General features: G+C 44.0%; 14 protein-coding genes. 7 read left to right on the top strand and 7 right to left on the bottom strand.

What is annotated here, in order from left to right:
• Positions 1 to 208: 208 nt before the first annotated feature.
• From mfd to aspA, 3 genes are all read right to left on the bottom strand, one after another.
• Positions 209 to 3,667 (bottom strand): transcription-repair coupling factor, encoded by a 3,459-nt coding sequence (gene mfd, locus ACPUEY_RS10165; RefSeq protein WP_425121988.1) that lies wholly within the window; start codon positions 3,665 to 3,667, stop codon positions 209 to 211.
• A 133-nt stretch (positions 3,668 to 3,800) separates the two neighbouring features.
• Positions 3,801 to 4,172, bottom strand: coding sequence for a hypothetical protein (locus ACPUEY_RS10160; protein WP_180043350.1), 372 nt, complete (start codon positions 4,170 to 4,172; stop codon positions 3,801 to 3,803).
• Between the two features lie 140 nt (positions 4,173 to 4,312).
• Positions 4,313 to 5,761: an aspartate ammonia-lyase gene (gene aspA / locus ACPUEY_RS10155; protein WP_425122009.1), complete on the bottom strand. Its 1,449-nt coding sequence runs from the start codon at positions 5,759 to 5,761 to the stop codon at positions 4,313 to 4,315.
• A gap of 474 nt (positions 5,762 to 6,235) precedes the next feature.
• Here aspA and putP point away from each other — a divergent pair, with 474 nt between their 5' ends.
• Positions 6,236 to 7,774: a sodium/proline symporter PutP gene (putP, locus tag ACPUEY_RS10150; protein WP_425121987.1), complete on the top strand. Its 1,539-nt coding sequence runs from the start codon at positions 6,236 to 6,238 to the stop codon at positions 7,772 to 7,774.
• A 65-nt stretch (positions 7,775 to 7,839) separates the two neighbouring features.
• On the opposite strand, the gene ACPUEY_RS10145 is transcribed toward putP, so the two are convergent.
• A complete protein-coding gene (locus ACPUEY_RS10145; RefSeq protein WP_092819505.1) occupies positions 7,840 to 8,325 on the bottom strand; it encodes an Lrp/AsnC ligand binding domain-containing protein in 486 nt (161 codons plus the stop codon).
• 118 nt (positions 8,326 to 8,443) lie between these two features.
• Here ACPUEY_RS10145 and putA point away from each other — a divergent pair, with 118 nt between their 5' ends.
• From putA to ACPUEY_RS10130, 3 genes are all read left to right on the top strand, one after another.
• Positions 8,444 to 12,214: a trifunctional transcriptional regulator/proline dehydrogenase/L-glutamate gamma-semialdehyde dehydrogenase gene (putA, locus tag ACPUEY_RS10140; RefSeq protein WP_425121986.1), complete on the top strand. Its 3,771-nt coding sequence runs from the start codon at positions 8,444 to 8,446 to the stop codon at positions 12,212 to 12,214.
• 325 nt (positions 12,215 to 12,539) lie between these two features.
• On the top strand, positions 12,540 to 13,622 hold the full coding sequence (gene trmA / locus ACPUEY_RS10135) for a tRNA (uridine(54)-C5)-methyltransferase TrmA (protein WP_425121985.1): 1,083 nt from the start codon (positions 12,540 to 12,542) through the stop codon (positions 13,620 to 13,622).
• Positions 13,623 to 13,865: 243 nt separating this feature from the next.
• The gene (locus ACPUEY_RS10130; protein WP_092819423.1) at positions 13,866 to 14,096 is read left to right on the top strand and encodes a hypothetical protein; all 231 of its coding nucleotides are present in this window, start codon (positions 13,866 to 13,868) and stop codon (positions 14,094 to 14,096) included.
• 80 nt (positions 14,097 to 14,176) lie between these two features.
• Here ACPUEY_RS10130 and ACPUEY_RS10125 read toward each other — a convergent pair whose 3' ends face one another.
• The gene (locus ACPUEY_RS10125) at positions 14,177 to 14,950 is read right to left on the bottom strand and encodes a phosphodiester glycosidase family protein (protein ID WP_425121984.1); all 774 of its coding nucleotides are present in this window, start codon (positions 14,948 to 14,950) and stop codon (positions 14,177 to 14,179) included.
• A gap of 147 nt (positions 14,951 to 15,097) precedes the next feature.
• On the opposite strand from ACPUEY_RS10125, the gene ACPUEY_RS10120 reads away from it, so the two are divergent.
• Positions 15,098 to 15,631 (top strand): lecithin retinol acyltransferase family protein, encoded by a 534-nt coding sequence (locus ACPUEY_RS10120; protein WP_092819421.1) that lies wholly within the window; start codon positions 15,098 to 15,100, stop codon positions 15,629 to 15,631.
• Between the two features lie 162 nt (positions 15,632 to 15,793).
• Here the strand turns inward: ACPUEY_RS10120 and ACPUEY_RS10115 are convergent, their stop codons facing one another.
• On the bottom strand, positions 15,794 to 16,255 hold the full coding sequence (locus tag ACPUEY_RS10115) for an SRPBCC domain-containing protein (protein WP_425121983.1): 462 nt from the start codon (positions 16,253 to 16,255) through the stop codon (positions 15,794 to 15,796).
• Between the two features lie 284 nt (positions 16,256 to 16,539).
• Positions 16,540 to 18,264, bottom strand: a complete 1,725-nt coding sequence (locus ACPUEY_RS10110; protein WP_425121982.1) for a glutamine--tRNA ligase/YqeY domain fusion protein — start codon at positions 18,262 to 18,264, stop codon at positions 16,540 to 16,542.
• Between the two features lie 165 nt (positions 18,265 to 18,429).
• On the opposite strand from ACPUEY_RS10110, the gene ACPUEY_RS10105 reads away from it, so the two are divergent.
• Together ACPUEY_RS10105 and ACPUEY_RS10100 are read left to right on the top strand one after the other, a co-directional pair.
• Positions 18,430 to 18,939 carry a peptidylprolyl isomerase gene (locus ACPUEY_RS10105; protein WP_092819418.1) on the top strand — a complete coding sequence of 170 codons (510 nt, stop codon included), beginning with the start codon at positions 18,430 to 18,432 and terminating at the stop codon, positions 18,937 to 18,939.
• 166 nt (positions 18,940 to 19,105) lie between these two features.
• Positions 19,106 to 19,825, top strand: a complete 720-nt coding sequence (locus ACPUEY_RS10100) for a UDP-2,3-diacylglucosamine diphosphatase (RefSeq protein WP_425121981.1) — start codon at positions 19,106 to 19,108, stop codon at positions 19,823 to 19,825.
• Positions 19,826 to 20,042 lie beyond the last annotated feature (217 nt).

Raw genomic sequence — 20,042 nt, 5'->3', positions numbered from 1 at the left:
AATGATGGCTAATACTATCACATACAATGGGACGTGAATATTCTATGCAATGTGTTTCATTACAAATAAACCACTATTTACAGCGAATACGTGAACATTCACGAATTTAATAAATTTCTTTAAAAAATCAAGCGCTTCTTCGCACTATCTTTTAAAATCCGATCAAATTGCAAAGGGAATGCGTAAATATTATGCACTCCCTGTCAAATCAATGAATTTCTTTTAACAAACTGTCCATTAAATCGACAATAAACTGGATACGTTTTTGGTAATCTTCCAGCATAACCATGATTTTCAGGCGTTGCCCGCCATCCATACGGAAAAAGGTGGGATGTTTTTGCATCATTTGAATAATACTGATGGCTTGTACCGGTGTTTCGGGTGAAAATTCGATATGTCCACCATGAGAACCAATATCAATCTTGGTGATGCCCAGCTGCTCCGCTTTTAAACGGATTTGATGCACAGCAAACAGCTGCTTCACTGGCTGCGGTGGCACGCCAAACCGGTCAATCAGCTCCATACGGATATTGTCGAGTTTTTCCTGGGTATCGGTATTACTGATGCGTTTATAGAACAATAAACGCTGATGTACGTCCCCGAGATATTCATCTGGTATCAGGGCTGGCATATGCAGGTTGATTTCTGCAATGAGGGACAATGGTGCATCGAAATTCGGGGTTTTGCCTTTTTGAATGGCTTTGGTGGCTTTTTCCAGCATTTCCATATACAGGCTATAACCAATCGCCTGCATCGAACCACTTTGCTGTTCGCCCAGCAACTCACCCGCTCCGCGAATTTCCAGATCTTCGGTTGCCAACATGAAACCTGCGCCTAAATTGGATGCGCGCTGAATCGCATCCAGACGTTTTTCCGCATCCCCTTTTAGACCTTTAATGGAAGGTACCAGTAAATAGGCATAGGCTTGATGGTGTGACCGACCAACACGCCCACGCAGCTGATGCAACTGCGCCAGACCCAGCTTGTCTGCACGCTCAATCAGAATGGTATTGGCATTGGGAACGTCAATCCCGGTTTCAATAATGGTGGAACAGACCAGCACATTGTATTCTTTGTGATAGAACTGCTGCATGACCTGTTCCAGTTCACGCTCCCGCATTTGTCCATGCGCCACTGCAACACGTGCTTCTGGTACCAGTTCACGGATATTTTCTGCGGTGCGTTCAATGGTATCCACTTCATTATGCAGGAAATACACCTGCCCACCACGCAGCAATTCACGCAAAATGGCTTCTTTAATCGATTCGCCAGTCTGCTCCTGCACAAAGGTTTTCACGGCCAGACGACGTGCAGGCGGTGTGGCAATAATGGATAAATCGCGCATCCCGCTAAAGGCCATATTCAGGGTTCGGGGAATAGGGGTCGCGGTCAGGGTGAGCATATCGACATCTGCACGCATGGCCTTAATCCGCTCCTTGTCACGTACGCCAAAACGGTGCTCTTCATCGACAATCATCAGCCCCAAATTTTTAAACTGGACATTTTCCTGCAAAATTTTATGGGTACCAATCACAATATCCACTTTACCTTCTGCCAGGTCTTCAATGGTTTTCGTGTGTGATTTACTCGAACCGAAACGTGACAACACTTCTATGCGCACAGGCCAGTCAGCAAAACGGTCTTTAAATGATTCATAGTGCTGCTGTGCCAACAGGGTGGTCGGAACAAGAACCGCCACCTGTTTATTATTCTGTACTGCCACGAATGCCGCGCGCATCGCAACTTCAGTCTTACCAAAACCGACATCGCCACAGACCAGACGATCCATGGGTTTTGCCATTTGCATGTCGTGCAAAGTCGCTTCAATGGCATTGGCCTGATCCAGGGTTTCTTCATAGGCAAAGCCGCTGGCAAACTGCATATAAGGACTTTGTTCCAGTTCAAAGCTAAAGCCCGGTTTAGACTGGCGACGCGCCTGAATATGCAACAGTTCTGCTGCCACATCATGAATCTGTTCCAGCGCTTTACGTTTGGCCTTGTTCCAGGCATCGGTGCCCAATTTATGTAATGGCGCCAGATCAGGATCACCGCCACTATAACGGCTGATCAGATGCAAGTTGGTGACCGGAACATAGACCTTGGCAGCGTCGGCATAATCCAGCTGTAGAAATTCATGTTCCTGATCATCAATATTCAGGGTAATCAGACCAGCATAACGCCCCACACCGTAATCGATATGGACCACCGGTGCACCAATACTGAGTTCAGTCAGGCTACGGATCAGGAACTCTTCTGAAACTTCCTGCTGACGCTTGCGGCGGCGCTGTACCACACGATGTTCATAAAGCTGGTTTTCCGAAATGACGCTGAGATGACCGGGAATCACCAGACCACGATCAAGTGGTGCACTGGTAATCGCGATTGCATATAAGGATTTTCTAAACTCTGCAAAATTTTCTATATTCGGAATATCGCCCAAAGCTGGACGTAAAGCATCTTTTAAGGTTTCACGCCGACCTGCACTTTCTGCGACCAACAGGACTGGATGATTGGCAGCCTCAATATACTTTTTGACTGCAGCAAAAGGCTTTTCCTGTTTAGGCTCAACCGGTAAACGAGGAGGTGCTTCGGTATTGAGATTAATCACCCCAGCTTTTTCGACAAATTCTTCAGATGAAGCGATTATTCGTGCAAAGTGGTTCAGCTGTTCCAACACCTGATTGGGCATCAGGAAAAGGTCTTCCGGCGGTAAAATAGGATGGTCGACATTATGACGACGATCTTCATAACGGCGCAGTACATCGTTCCAAAAATTGCTTAAACCTTCATCCAGATGCTTGTCTGTAATGACAATGCCATTCTTGGGTAAGTACGCCATGAGCGTGCTTTGGGTTTGCATGGCTTGTTTGCTGAAGAATAAAGGGAAATAAAACTCCAGTCCCGGCGATGCAATGCCTTCGAGTACATCCTGATAAAGCGGATTCTTTTTTGGATTTGCATGAGGAAAACTTTCAGCATAGCGGTCACGGAAGGTTGCCCGTCCTTCTTTAAGCGGAAATTCCTTGGCGGGCAATACAGAAAACTGTTGTAAGTTTTGAGTGGTTCTTTGGGTTTCAGGATCAAAAAATTTTAAGCTTTCAATTTCATCATCGAATAAATCGATACGGATGGGTGCACTTTGACCGGAAGCATAGATATCCATAATGCTGCCACGCACGGCAAATTCACCATGATCATAAACGGTATCGACCAGATGATAACCAGCCTGAACCAAACGCAGTTTCTGCTGTTCCAGTTCAAATTTCTGTCCCACCTGAATATCAAAATGTTCACCCAGCAGCCATGAAGTCGGTGCGACACGCTGTACTAAAGTGGACGCAGATACAAGCAGCACCCCCTGCTTCGGCATATTGGATAAAATGGAAAGCCGTTCAGACACGATATCCTGATGCGGAGATAAACGGTCATAAGGCAGAATTTCCCAATCGGGGAAAATGGTGGGTTTAATCCCGTAAAATTCCAGTTCACTTTCCAACTGTCCCAAATGCTGATTATTTCTGGCAACAACAATGAACAATTGCTTACTTTGTGTGGCAATTTCTTTGAACAATAAAGCGGCCGAAGAGCCTTGCAAATTGCCGACCCAGCGTTTTTCGCCTGCCTTAAACTGTTGCAGATTTAATTGGGAAATTTCTTGTTGGAACATGTATATAGCTTTTGGTCTAAATGACATGGACCGTATATTAACATGGGTTTTTTCTTGGTTGAGTTATTTTTATATACAGCACAGGATTGCACCTAAATCCTTTTAGATGCCGAATATGCAGCTGATGATACGATTATTTTTCACGCAGAAAATTGCGATAATAGTCATTCAGTTTCTGAATGATCTGCTTGAACTGTAACAGGTTTTCTTCGGTGTTGCCCAAACGTGCAACAAAACGCTGACTGGCTATTTCCAGGTCAATTTTTTCATTAATCAGGATGGCAGTAAAATATAAAGTTTTTAAATCATCAAAGTTGTTCAGTTTACGATTGGAAAAATAAGCCAAACGTTCAGACAGCTGATTGACCACAATTCCGTCCACGATATAACCCTGCTCCGGATCAAACTGGATATTGTTTTCTTGAAGATACAGCTGTTCAGGAGAAGGTTTTGAACTTTTAAGCAGTCCTGAACCTGTAAATAGTCCGGCAAGTTTGTTCAGCATGGGCATGACACATCGAAAAAAATCCTGAATATTTTAACCCTGTGCTGCAGTATATTCACGACTATTTTCCATATAAAAAGGGAGCCGTTTACACAGCTCCCTTTTTTATTGCTGTCATGATTAAATTTTTGTAGCAGCAGTTAGCCGACCTGTGCCAAAACTTCATGCTGTAAAGTGACTTCTGAAACCAGATTGCTAAAAGCAAAAATTTCATCCAGCTGTGCTTGAGTCAGTAATTTCTGCTCTAAAACCACCTGCTGAATGGTTTTATTTTCGGCAATGCACTGTTTCCCAATTTCATCGCATTTGGCGTGTCCCAAAATCGGATCCAGCAAAGTGACAATGCCGACACTGCGCATTACAGCATCGTAACACACCTGCTCATTGGCCTGAATACCTTGAATGCATTTACGGTCAAGGCTGACAACCGCTTGGGTGAGAAGTTCAATCGACTCATTAATTGCAACCGCAATTACCGGCTCCATGACATTGAGTTGCAATTGTCCCGCTTCTGCTGCCATGGTCACGGTTAAATCGTTGCCAATGACCTTAAAGGCAATCTGGTTTACCACTTCAGGAATCACTGGATTGATTTTGGCCGGCATAATGGACGAACCCGCCTGTAATTCAGGTAAGCGAATTTCGACCAGACCGGTACGCGGTCCCGAACTTAAGAGGCGTAAATCGTTACAGATTTTTGAAAGCTTGACTGCCAGCCGTTTCAGGGTGCTGGATAAAATAATGAATACGCCGCAATCGCTGGTGGCTTCGACATAGTCTTCTGCACCCGTTAAATTCAGCCCGGTAATTTTATTTAAAGACTGAATTGCAGCATGGGCATAGCCTTGGGGGGTATTCACGCCAGTGCCAATGGCTGTTGCCCCCAGATTCACTTCCAGCAAAAGCTCACGGGTACGCTGAATCAGACGTATATCTTCCTTTAATAAGGTAGCAAATGCACGAAACTCTTGTCCCAAAGTCATCGGAACCGCATCCTGCAGCTGGGTACGTCCCATTTTTAACACAAATTGAAATTCGGCGGCCTTGATATGCAGGCTATCCACCAGTTTCTGGATCGGAAGCAATAAATCATCCAGACTATAATATGTGGCTAAACGTAAAGCCGTAGGATAGACATCATTGGTGGATTGCGACTTATTGACATGATCGTTGGGATGGACATGTTCATATTGCCCCTTATGAAAACCTAAATGTTCCAGGGCAATGTTGGCCAGGACTTCATTGGTGTTCATATTGATGGAAGTGCCTGCTCCGCCCTGATAGACATCTAAGGGAAAAGCCTGACTCCATTTTTCAGGTTCTGCAATTAAGCTATTGCAGGCATGCTGAATAGCCAGACTGACCTGTTCTGAAATTTTATTAAATTTAAGATTGGTTTGTGCTGAGGCTTTTTTGACTTGAGCCAGGGCCCGAATAAAATGGGACTGACTTCCCACTTTTTGATTCGAGATCTGAAAATTCTCCAGAGCACGTAAAGTATGAATACCGTAATAAGATGCGGCCGGAACTTCCTTTGCTCCCAGCAAATCACGTTCTATTCTTGTATTGTCGGGTTGAACTGTTGTCACTTTAAATATACTCACATGTATGCACCAGAATTGTGCAATTGAAAAAGTATTAAGGCTTTGCCCTATTTTAAATATTGTAAAAAGATATTTATTTGGCAATGCTCTTTAACCAAATACATCGACTCTGTAGCGAGTGTAAGCACTTGTAACTATCGCATGAAACTAGCTTAGCGGTTCCAATTTGCATCATTAAAAAATCAGGCATAAAAATCTTTCAACGTCATTTTCAATTCACAGTAGACAATTATCTGAACAAGATGAATGACATTAAGTACCATGCTTATAAATTATTTATTTTCTTAAATTTTTATCAATTGTATCTAAAAATACATTCCGCTACATAACACGTCATGAAATCCCTTAGAAATGTTACAGAAGGTAATTTCAATTTTATGTTTGAATCAGCGCCTGACTGAACCTGCACAAAAATTCATCTCGGAAAGATGGTATTCATAAGGACATAAGGATGCGCCCATGAGTCAACTGAACCCCACCCTCATCACATTTATTTTTTATATTATTGCCATGGTCGGTATAGGACTGTATGCCTATAAAGCCACCTCCGACTTTTCAGATTACATTCTGGGCGGACGCAGTCTGGGCAGCGTGGTCACCGCCCTTTCCGCAGGGGCTTCCGATATGAGTGGCTGGCTGCTCATGGGTTTACCCGGTGCAATCTATCTTTCAGGCTTGTCGGAAGCCTGGATTGCAATTGGCCTGATTATTGGCGCATGGCTGAACTGGCTGCTGGTCGCCGGCCGCTTACGGGTGCATACCGAAGTACAGAACAATGCCTTAACCCTGCCGGACTATTTCACCAGTCGTTTTGGGGATCGCAAGCGTGTTTTACGGATGATCTCGGCTTTGGTGATTCTGGTGTTTTTCTCCATTTACTGCGCGTCAGGCATGGTAGCAGGTGCACGATTATTCGAAAGTATTTTTGGCATGTCTTACACGACGGCACTCTGGATCAGTGCTATCGCCACCATCAGCTATGTATGCATTGGCGGTTTTTTAGCGATTAGCTGGACCGATACCTTTCAGGCAGGACTGATGATTTTCGCGCTGCTGCTGACGCCGATCATGGCCTATATGGCCATCGGTGATCATAGCCAGCAGTTTGCCACAATGATTGAAACGGCTCGCCCGCATGCCACCAATATGCTTTCAGGATTAAGTACGGTCGCCATTTTATCATCACTGGCGTGGGGCTTAGGCTATTTTGGACAGCCGCATATTCTGGTGCGTTTTATGGCAGCAGATTCAGTCAAGACCATTCCGGCAGCACGTCGTATTGGCATGAGCTGGATGATTCTATGTCTAGGGGGTGCAGTCGGAGCCGGTTTTATTGGCATTGCCTACTTCCAGCATCATGCAGAACTTGCAGGCGTGGTTTCCCAGAATCCTGAAACCATCTTTATGGAACTGACCAAAATTCTGTTTAACCCCTGGATTGCAGGCGTAATTTTGGCCGCCATTTTAGCTGCGGTGATGAGTACCCTGAGCTGTCAGCTTCTGGTCTGCTCCAGCACCCTGACGGAAGATTTGTATAAAGCATTCTTACGCAAAAATGCTTCGCAAAAGGAACTGGTTTGGGTTGGACGCTTGATGGTACTGGCGATTGCCGTACTTGCCATTATTCTGGCAAGCAATCCAAACAGTAAGGTTCTAGGACTGGTTGCCTATGCCTGGGCCGGTTTCGGTGCTGCATTTGGTCCGCTGATTATCCTGTCCTTGTTCTGGAAACGCATGACCTTAAACGGCGCGATTATGGGGATTATTGTCGGTGCAATTACCGTGATTGTGTGGAAAAACACCATGGCCAGCACCGGTTTGTATGAAATTATTCCCGGTTTTATTCTGTCATTTGCAAGCATTGTCGTGGTCAGCTTATTAGAAAAAGCACCTTTGCAAGAAGTGATTCAGCGTTTTGAACAGGCAGACGAATTGTACAAGAAAGAAATGGCAGAATTGCAAAATGAACTGCCTACCCAGTCCGAGAATGCTAGATAAGTATTGCAGGTTAATTTCTTTCACCGGATAAACGTCAAGGGGCATTAAGCCCCTTTTTTTATTTTTTATCCTTTGGTTTTCAAATAAATTTTGGAACTTTCCTTAATCACTTCCATCACCGGATAGCTTCGTGTTTCCTTAATTCCGGGAAGCTGCCACAGCACCTGCCCTGAAATTTTCCGAAATTCTTCCATATTGGCACAGCGGATTTTCACCACAAAGTCGAATCCGCCACTGATCATGTGACATTCCACAATTTCAGGATATTGCATGATCGCATCAGAAAATTCTTCCAAAACATTGGGGGTGGTTTTGTCCAGTAAAATCTCGACAAAAACCACAAAACTGGCATTCAGCATGTCAGGATTCAGTTTGGCTTCATAGCCCAGAATAAACCCATCTTTGGCCAGTTTCTGCACCCTGGCCAAGGCCGCAGTCGGGGACAAATTCACCGCTTCGGCCAGTTTGATATTCGAAATCCGGCCATCATTTTGCAGAATATCTAAAATTTTGATATCTGTTCGGTCCAGGGTAAAAATCGGGCTGCGCATCAGCATTATTCTCTAAAATAAACCAAAATTATAGTGAGTTATTCGGCATTCTTTCTGTAATCATAAATTATATAAAGCATTTTACTCAACAAAAATTTGGCAGTCACAGGATGTTGGCATGAATATGATGGACACTGAAACCCGCTTTGACCAGGCAAAACCTCACTTTGGATATATTACCGAATTCAAAGAAAAAAATGATTATGAAGTTGAGTTAAATACTGCCTGGCGCCGTGCTGAACCTGACTGTGTTGAACATTTGCTCGAACATAGCCAGATTTCTGAACAGCTGAACCAGCGCATTTATGATCTGGCATTCGACCTTGCCCACACCCTGCGCGAACGCAAAAGCTCGAATGGTAAAGCCGGGATCGTACAGGGATTATTGCAGGAGTTTTCACTTTCCTCTCAGGAAGGCATTGCCCTGATGTGTCTGGCGGAAGCCTTGCTGCGAATTCCGGACAGTGCCACTCGTGACTTGCTGATTCGTGACAAAATCAATCAGGGTAACTGGAAAGAGCATGTGGGGCAAAGCAGCCTGATGTTTGTCAATGCGGCTGCCTGGGGCCTCATGCTGACCGGCAAACTGATGGAAACGCCTAAACAAAAAAGTTTATCTGGCATCCTGACCGGTCTTTTGGCACGTAGTGGCCGCGGGATTATCCGCAAGGCTGTGGATGTCGCCATGCGTATGATGGGCGAGCAGTTTGTTACCGGTGAAACCATTCAGGAAGCGCTAGAACATGCAGAACCTTTAGAAGATAAAGGTTTCCGCTATTCCTATGACATGCTCGGTGAAGCCGCGCTGACCGAACATGATGCTGAACGTTATTTTCAGGATTATAGCAATGCCATCCATGCCATTGGTCAGGCTTCCAAAGACAAAGATGTTTATGATGGCCCGGGCATTTCCATCAAGCTTTCCGCCTTGCATCCACGTTATCAGCGCGCGCAGATAGACCGTGTGCATGATGAGCTGTATCCAAAAGTGCTGCAATTGGCAGAACTGGCAAAACGCTACAATATTGGCCTGAATATTGATGCCGAAGAATCCGAACGTCTGGAAATTTCTTTAGAATTACTGGAGCGACTGTGTTTTGAGCCTGGCCTTGCCGAATGGAAAGGCATTGGCTTTGTAATTCAGGCCTATCAGAAACGCTGCTTCTACGTGGTGGACTATGTAGTGGACTTAGCCAAACGCAGTCAAAAACGCCTGATGATCCGCCTGGTCAAAGGTGCTTACTGGGACAGTGAAATCAAGAAAGCCCAAATTGAGGGCATGACGGACTATCCGGTATTTACCCGTAAAGTGCATACCGATCTTTCCTATATTGCCTGTGCGAAAAAACTGTTGGCTGCGCCAGAGCAGATTTACCCGCAGTTCGCGACGCATAATGCCCAGACCCTGGCAACCATTTACCATCTGGCCAATCCGGACCAATATTACAACGGTCAATATGAATTCCAGTGCCTGCATGGTATGGGTGAACCGCTGTATGAACAGGTGGTGGGCAATAAAACGGATAACAAACTGGGTGTACCGTGCCGTATCTATGCCCCTGTAGGCAATCATGAAACCTTACTGGCTTATCTGGTGCGACGCTTACTGGAAAATGGCGCCAATACCTCTTTCGTGAATCGCATTGCCGACAAAAGCCTAAAAATTGAAGATCTGATTGAAAATCCGCATGCAGAAATTTTGAAAAATGCAGCCAAAGAATCACAGGTGGGTCAGAAGCACCCTGCTATTCCCCTGGCCCCTGATTTATACGGCGATAAACGTCCAAACTCGGCGGGTCTGGATTTAGCCAATGATCATGACCTGACCGACCTTAACCAGACTGCACACAACCTGAGTCAGCATCAATGGCAGGCAAAAGCCTTGGGGAAAAACCTTGGTCTTGAAAATGACTCAACTGATACAAGCCCACAGTCACTTCTTATTGTGAATCCTGCCGATCATCTAGATATCGTGGGTCATGTACAGGAAGCAAGCGCTGATCAGGTCAATCAGGCCCTGGTTCAGGCCGTGAATGCACAAGCTGAATGGAGCAATACACCGAAAGACACGCGTGCTGCTTGCTTACAGCGTGCAGCGGATATCATGCAATCGCGTTTGCAGGAATTGATGATTTTACTCTGCCGTGAAAGTGGTAAAACCTATGCCAATGCCATTGCAGAGGTTCGCGAAGCAATCGACTTCCTGCGTTATTACGTCGCTCAAATGATCGATCTGGATGACGACGCCGTGATTCAGCCCCTGGGCACGGTGTTATGCATCAGTCCGTGGAATTTCCCTTTGGCGATTTTCACCGGGCAAATCTCAGCGGCACTGGTGGCCGGAAATACCGTGATTGCCAAGCCTGCCGAGCAAACCCCTCTGATTGCCGCTCAAGCGGTTCAAATTTTGTGGCAAGCCGGCATTCCTCAAGATGTACTGCAACTTCTTCCGGGTCAGGGTGAAACCGTCGGTGCACAGTTAAGTTCAGATACACGTATTCAAGGCATCATGTTTACCGGTTCTACCGAGGTTGCCAAAATTTTACAAAAGACCCTGGCTCAACGACTCAGTACGTCGGGCCAACCTATTCCACTCATTGCAGAAACAGGCGGTCAAAATGCCATGATTGTCGACTCGTCGGCATTGACCGAACAGGTGATTCTGGATGTGGTCAGCTCGGCTTATGACAGTGCCGGTCAGCGCTGTTCAGCCCTGCGTGTGCTTTGCGTGCAGGAAGACAATGCCGATAGTGTCATTCATATGCTGAAAGGCGCGATGCAGCAACTGCGCATAGGTAATCCGTTGCTGTTAAAAACCGATATCGGCCCGGTGATCGATCTTGAGGCACAAAGCAATATTCAGAAACATATTGATCAAATGCGGAGTAAAGGTCATGCCATACATCAGCTGATGTTGAATCCTGGACAGGATCAAGCTCTGACACAAGGGACTTTCATTCCGCCGACTTTAATTGAATTACCAAATCTGGATGATCTACAGCGTGAAGTATTTGGTCCGGTCTTGCATGTCATTCGCTATAAATACGGTCAATTAGAACAGCTACTTGAACAGATCAATGCCAAAGGTTATGGCCTGACCATGGGACTGCATACCCGTATTGATGAAACCATTCAGACCGTGATTGCACATGCAGAAGTCGGCAATTTATACATCAACCGCAATATTGTCGGTGCGGTGGTCGGTGTTCAGCCTTTTGGCGGTGAAGGATTATCCGGTACAGGTCCTAAAGCCGGCGGCCCAATTTACCTGTATCGTTTGATGCAGCACTGCTCTGCGAAAAAACTGGTTCAACCATTTGCGACTCAGACACAGGTTACACAGCCAGCGCATCAGCCTTTATATGACGTGTTTTACACCTGGGCAGAAAAAACCTTCCCGCAATATCAATTGCAACCGTGCCCTGTATTCTGTTCTGGCCATCATTATGAATTGCAAGGCCCGACCGGTGAAAGCAATCAATATGTGGTGTTGCCAAGAAAACGCGTGCTGTCTCTGGCAGAGCAGGAACAGGATCAGATTCAGCAACTGGCGGCAATTTTTGCGGTTGGCAGTCAACCAGTAGTGCTGGCTGAAAATACTTTTGTACTCAAATATCTTTCTAAAATGCCCAAAGAAATTGCACAGCGTTTTGCCGTAATCCGGAACATCGAAAGCGGTGATTTTGATGCGGTACTGCATCACGGCACCCAAGCTCAACTGCAACATTTGCAAACTCAAATTGCGGGCCGTTCCGGGGCAATTATCGGCATCACGCATTTAAAACCGCTGGATCACGATATTCCTTTAGAACGATTGGTGATTGAGCGCGCGATCAGCATCAATACCGCAGCTGCAGGAGGCAACGCCAGCCTGATGACCTTAAATTAAAAGTTCAAATTAAAAGCTCTACTTCAACTTAAATTTAAATAGCTTTAGCGCTGGACAACACATCCAGCTGTCGTTTCCTCTTTGCCAAGTCAACTTCTCCCTGGTCTGGTTGACTTGGTTTCTTTTTTGATTCCGAAACCGTTCCAACACTGCTGATTTTTGTCTTTTATCAACATCCGCCTTGATCATACGCAAGATCAAAAAACATATTTGAATTTAAGTTCAAACTGTATATTTCTGCTGCTTATTGGGGAATAAGTTTAGTCATCTGATGCAAACTTTGTTACCATCCCTGTTTTCAATGTGTTTGCGATTTTTACTGCATATGACTTCAGCTTATCAGTTACAACTTGATGCCAAGATTGCACGTATTTCTGCTCAATTTGCCGAGTTTAATCCTCCTTCTTTAGAAGTATTTCCGTCGCCTGAACAAAACTTCCGTATGCGCGCAGAATTCCGTATTTGGCATACTGACGACGATATGTTTTATGCGATGTTTGAACGCAGTGAAGACAACCAGAAACAAGTCATTCGCATTGACGAATTTCCGATTGCAGATAAAAGCATTAATCAGCTGATGCCAATTTTGCTGCAAGAACTGAAAAGCAATGCGGTATTGTCTAAACGCTTGTTTGAAGTTCACTTTTTGGCGACATTAAAAGGCGAAATGCTGGTTTCATTGGTTTATCGCTGTCCCCTGGATGCCGAATGGGAAAGCTTGGCAAAACAGCTGGCTGAAAAACTGAAAATCAAAATTATTGGCCGTAGCCGCGGTCAAAAAGTGGTCTTAAGTGATGAGTTTGTCGTAGAAGAACTGCAAGTATTGGGTCGTACCTATCAATACAAGCAAATCGAAAGCAGCTTTACCCAGCCCAATGCTCAAGTCTGTCAAAAGATGCTGGAATGGGCTTGTAACGCGGCCAAACAGTCAGATAAAGACTTACTGGAATTGTACTGCGGTAACGGTAATTTCACCCTGCCACTATCCACCATGTTCAATCGCGTACTGGCAACCGAACTGGCCAAATCATCGGTCTATGCGGCACAGTGGAATATTGAACACAACCAGATTGACAATATTCAGGTAGCCCGTTTGTCGGCTGAAGAATTTACCGAGGCCTATAATGGAGAACGTGAATTCCGCCGCTTGCAGGAAGCGGAAATCGACATCACCAGCTATGACTTCGATACGGTATTTGTTGATCCGCCACGTGCCGGCATTGACAATGAAACATTAAAACTGCTGCAGCGTTTTGAACGGATCATTTATATCTCATGTAATCCGGATACTTTAGAGGACAATTTAAAGACCTTATCGCATACGCATAAAGTGACCAAATTTGCGATGTTTGACCAGTTCCCCTACACCCATCACGTCGAGTCGGGTGTGTTGCTGGAAAAGATTTAAACAATTTATTTCATTTTTAGTTTTATATACAAATGAAGCTCAACTGAGCTTCATTTTTTATGATATTGAAAATTAAATGTTTACAAACCTTCATCTGGCAGTAACTGTCATAATCCCGTTAAATTATTGTGTCAGAATCGGAAAAATTTGTGTCTAATTGCTGCTTTTATCACTGTTATAGGCTTGTATTCCTCAAAAAACTGGATATATTTCGATCTATGTTAGGTTGCATATGAAGGCTCTATGAGTTTTTGGCAAAAGCTGTTTTCTGCTAATCAACAGCACAACGAACACAAGAATCAGATTTCCTGTGTCGAAAATGATTGCTCTTGTAAATCGAATGAACAATTGATCGAAGCTTTAACGAAAGCAACAGATGAAAAAGTCATCATTGGAATTAAGAAAGTCTTAATTTCAAGAGGTTATAGCCGTAAAGAGTTAAATGAATTACAGCATCTACCACTTCAACAATAGAGTCTAAACCCTCTAAATAAAGGCATTTAGTTCACTGAATGCCTTTTTATTTGCCCTTTTTTAATGGCTGGCGAATTTCATTATTCAGTAGAACAGTTCTGTTGATCGATATAGGCCACCATCGGCCCTAAATGAAACAATGAGTCTGAACGCTTTAACTGCGGAATATAGGCACTTGAGATTGAACCATCCAGATACAAGGCATTTTGCACCTTAAGCTGTTGTTGAAAAAATTGTGCAAATTGATAAAAACTGACTGCATTGCGACTGATCACAAAATATAAGCTTTGATCTTTAATCCCGACAGCGTTACGGATTTTTAACGAGTCTGAATCTTTTAGAAAATTGGGATTTATCTGCCCATCAATCACCAGCATCGGTCCCGATTGCGTCGCATATTCGGCATTAAAATTGAGCTTTTGATAATCTTCGGTCTTGGTAATCAGGCTGTGATGTCGATTCCATGCCAATACCCCATTGGGTTGCAGATGAAAATTGCCATATGCCTGCTTTACCGTGTTGAGTTTTTGCTCTTGCCGAGCTGCTTCAATATATAAGCCGACCGGAGAATAGTCCGCATGATACATCCCGGCATTCATGGCAAAGAGCAGCTTTTCACATCGCTTCAGCTGCTTTGCCACAGCCTGGAATTTAGCTAACGGTTGATGGGTCTGGTTATCATTTAAAAACAGGCGCAAGTTTTGTGGCTGATCTATTTTGACCACATCAACATCTACCCCTTCATTTTGCCAGCGCTGGATATGAAGGTCGGCATAAGTGAGGTTGCTAAAACTGAGTAAAGCGACAACTGCACATTTTATTAACAATACTTTCTTCATGTTGCTGTGGCTCATGAGGTATGCTGAGTCCTGACATTGTATACTGCGATGTAATGGATATATAAAAGTCTGTCAGCTTGGTGAAATAGTCGATTCTTTTATAAAGAAGCAGTAAACTACATCAACAAAACATATTTGTAACTTTATTGGCTAAACGTCAACATGCAACAGCAGAAAATACGATTTCCTTTAGGGGCACATCTTATCGTTAAACACTTTGGATATTCTCATCACGGCATTTATGCAGGTCGTGGCCGGGTTATTCACTATTCCGGTTTTGCTCATTTATTTAAGAAACGCCCCATTGAAATCACCTCACTGGAAAAATTCAGTTTTGGTAAAACCATTATTATCCAGCAATATAACAATCCTAAATTTCGCGGCCGTAAAGTGGTACGGCGTATGCGTTCTCGCATGAACGAAAACCAGTATCATCTGATTATTAACAATTGCGAACACTTGTGTACCTGGGCCATTACCGGTGTAGAAAGCAGTCCTCAAGTCATCCGCATGATGAACCGTTTAACCACCATCGGTTATGTCAGCTCACTCATGAGTTTTATGAACAGCATGTTGCTGACCCTCACCACCACCTGTTTTGCATTGGTGCTGTACATCAAGAAAAAGTTACGTGATAAGGCAAAAAAACGGATTCCGCATTATCTCTGGTTAAAAGAACAGAATCCCAAGCAGTGATTGCACCGGCTCGTTTCTCATTGCAGGATAAAATTTAAATTGCCCATAGACATCCAGATCTTTTAGCCAGTTTCAACTTCAAGGAGATGACTTCTCCATATACCCCATCTGCTCCATATGCATAGCAACGAACCACCAATCAATAACAGTTGATCCTTAGGTTTAGATCACCCCCATTTCAACAAATGGCGGAAACTTGTCATTGACCAGATTTAACTGCGCTCCATATTCCAGATAAGCTTTGCAGCCATCCAGCACAGTGGTGAAACCGCCTGTTTGCTCAATCACGAAAGCAATTAAGTCTGAGCCTTGCAAAGGAATATCATAATTGCGAATGCGAAGATAAGTTTCTTGTGCGGTTAATTTCTCAAAAATAAAGTCGACCGTACTCTTGGGCTCTCCCCAGATCATCTGGATCAGTTCATTGTTAATCAGCTGTTCGACATACACACTGCTGGTCACTTCATATTTTTCCCAATACCAGTCTACTGTAGTGTTTTCAATCAAGGGTCCTGTAGATGAAGTAAACCAGAACTTGCTGGTGATTTCGGGATCAACAAAGGCATTAAACACCTCTGCAACCGGTTTACGAATTAACATTTGGGTTTCTATGACAACGCTCATTTTTATTCCCCTCAGCCTGTTGTTTTAGTGATCGCCATGCTTACGTTCTTATTGAATATTATTTTTCGCAGAATAAACAGTCCTGGTTAATAAGATCACACAATAAAGTGGCTACCGTCAGAACTGGTCATTTTACGCTTACGAAAAAGCCCAACCGAAGTTGAGCTTTTAGCATATTTATTTCAATTCATTTTTAGCTGTATCACAGATAGCTTATTACTCACAGTTTCATCTCTTGCGGCCAGCAAATGCGCCTTATCTGGCGCAAGATCAAAAGGTGTAACTTATCCTTGCTTAGGCTTAAAGCTATCTTTTAAGTCCAGAATGCGGTTAAACACTGGTTTTGCTGCTGTGTGATCATATTGATCTGCTACGAAGTAACCTTCGCGTTCAAACTGGAAACGGTCTTCAGGCTTCGCTTCAGCCAGTGCAGGTTCAATCACCGCTTGAACTGTCTGTAATGAGTCAGGATTCAAGTTGGCAAGGAAGTCATCGCCCACTTCCGGATCAGATTCAGTGAATAAACGGTCGTAGATACGGACCTCAGCAGGCACACCCTTGGTTGCAGAAACCCAGTGAATTACGCCTTTCACCTTACGGCCTTCCGGGTTCTTGCCTAAAGTTTCCGGATCGATTGAACATTTCAGTTCAACCACTTCACCGTTTTCATCCTTAATCACTTCATCGCATTTGATCACGTAAGCATGACGTAAACGTACTTCACCATCTGGAATCAAACGCTTAAAGCCTTTCGGCGGTACTTCTTCAAAGTCTTTACGGTCAATGTAAATTTCAGAGCTTAACGGAATGATACGGTCACCCATGTCGACGTTTGGATGACGTGCATGTGTCAAATCCATATCTTCAGGCAAATTGGTTAAAGTCACTTTCAGCGGATTCAACACTGCCATGCCGCGTGCAGCAGTATTTTCCAAAGACTGACGGATGCAGTATTCCAGCATTGCCACATCGACAATACCGTCAGACTTCGACACACCCACACGTTTACAGAAATCACGCAGACCTTCAGGCGTGAAACCGCGGCGGCGCATCCCTACAACCGTTGGCATACGTGGATCGTCCCAACCTTGTACAAAGCCGCCTTCTACCAGTTTACGCAGCTTACGCTTCGAGGTAATGGTGTAATCGACATTTAAACGGCTCGATTCGTACTGGTGCGGTACGGCTGGAGATTTCACCTTCTCCACAATCCAGTCATAGAATGGACGGTGATCCTGGAATTCCAGGGTACATAAAGAGTGAGTCACACCCTCAATGGCATCGGATAATGGATGCGCATAGTCATACATCGGGTACATTTTCCATTTATCACCCGTCTGATGATGTTCAGAGTGCAATACCCGGTACATGATTGGATCACGCATATGCACGTTTGGAGAAGCCATATCAATCTTGGCACGCAGTACAGCCTGACCTTCACCCAGCTCGCCATTACGCATTTGTTCAAAACGCGCCAGGTTTTCTTCTACAGTCGCATTACGGTATGGAGAGTTTTTACCCGGTTCTACAAATGAACCACGGTTTAACTTGATTTCTTCAGGTGTCTGTAAATCTACATAGGCATCGCCCTGTTCAATCAGTTGTACTGCCCATGTATACAGTTGATCGAAATAGCTTGATGCATAGCGAGGTTCGCCATTCCAGTTAAAACCGAGCCATTTTACGTCGTTGGCAATACCATCCACATATTCTTGTTCTTCTGCGTCCGGGTTGGTATCGTCAAAACGCAAGTTACATAAACCGTCAAATTCTTGCGCAATACCGAAGTTCAAACAAATCGCTTTCACATGACCAATATGCAGATAACCATTCGGTTCCGGTGGGAAACGCGTGATCACTTGCTGGGTACGGCCTGCTGCCAAATCGTCAGTAATGACCTGGCGTACAAAATCTAAGCCAGGCTGTTGTTCTTGCTGCGCAGCATCGACAGGTTGAGTACTTGTTGTCGGGTTATTTGGCAGGGATGAAACAACATCATTCGGCTTCATAGTTGATAAATCACTTCTATAAGATAAAATAGGATAATTAAAACGCTTTTCTCCATTTTTAACAAAGAAAATAACGTTTTTGCTTGCCTTGTAGTTTACAGTTTGCTTATGCTTCTCTCAACCAAAAACCCATGGCTTTTTTGTCCATGATCAGGAGATTATAGAATGAGTTTTCCTCAAGTCGAATTAAACACCAATAAAGGACGTATTGTTCTTGAACTTAACTCAGAAAAAGCACCTAAAACTGTTGCTAACTTTTTGGAATATGTTCGTGATGGTTTTTATGATGGCGTAATTTTCCACCGTGTTATTGACGGTTTCATGATCCAGGGCGGTGGCATGGATGAAAATTTCAAAGAAAAAGCAACGCGTGATTCAATTGAAAACGAAGCAGACAACGGTCTAAGCAATGACGAAGGTACAATCGCTATGGCGCGTACCCAAGCGCCTCACTCTGCTTCTGCTCAGTTCTTCATTAACGTGAAAAACAACGCTTTCCTTAACCACACGGGTAAAACAGCTCAAGGCTGGGGTTATGCCGTATTTGGTAAAGTGGTCGAAGGTATGGATGTCGTGAATGAAATCAAAGGCGTTCGCACAGGTAACCGTGGCTACCACGCTGACGTTCCTCTAGAGAACGTTGTGATTGAATCTGCAAAAATCATTGCTGAATAAAAATCCCTCCTGAGTAGCATTGCTACGCAAGTCCCTTTTAAGAGGGAGGAACTTTCCTCCATAAAATAAAGGTTTATTCCTTTATTATAAAAGTTGGGAAGTCCCTCTTTATCAAAGATGGGTGAGGAGCATTGCTCCGTAAGGGAAATTACAAAAAGGAAAATAAGTGACCTATCTGTTTATCTCTGATTTACATTTGTCACCTGAACACCCTCGACTCGTTCGGGGGTTTTTGGACTTATTGGACAGTTATAAAGATAAAAATACCCGGCTCTATATTTTGGGTGACTGGTTTAATGCCTGGATTGGCGATGACTACACTGCGCCCTGGCTGGATGATATTGTCCATGCCCTGCAAAAGTTTCATCAGGCCGGCAATCAGGTATATTTTCAGGCTGGCAACCGTGATTTTGCACTCGGCAAAAGATTCTTAAAACAATTCCATGGCAGATCGCTGTCTGAACCCGCCATTTTAAAAATATCCGACACCACATACCGTTTAGAACATGGCGACCTGCTCTGTACCGATGATGTGTCTTACCAAAAATTCCGTAAAATCATTCGCAATCCATTGCTGTTAGGTTTTTTAAAACGTATGCCTTTAAGTTTTCGGCAAAAACTGGCCAATGGTTTCCGTAAAAAAAGTGCTGAAACCAAGCAAGTCAAATCTTATGACATTATGGATGTAAATCAGTTCGCGGTGAAAGTTACCTTAGAACATGTTGACGTATTAATTCATGGTCATACACATCGCCCTGCGATACATGATATTCAGGCTAAAAAAAGGATTGTGCTGGGGGACTGGCGCGAACATTCGGCACAGATTTTAGAGATCAATCCTGAACAAAAAGATGTAAAATTAGAATTAAAGACTTGGGCTTATTAAATATAAATTTCCATAATCAGCTTTTATCCCTCGACTATGTCATTCACAACCTGCCCAGAACTAAAAACTAATGTTTCTGCGATGAGAAAATTTAGCTGACCAAAAGGGCTTTGTTGCACAAACATAGCTTAGAAGGCTTCTTCAGCAATATAATTTCAGAATGAAGAAGCCTGCACCTAAAATCTATCGTACAACTAATTGGTCATCCTATAATCAA

The organism is Acinetobacter sp. G11, from assembly GCF_049808495.1.
GTDB lineage: Bacteria > Pseudomonadota > Gammaproteobacteria > Pseudomonadales > Moraxellaceae > Acinetobacter > Acinetobacter kookii.
This window is presented reverse-complemented; position numbering and strand designations above follow the sequence as displayed.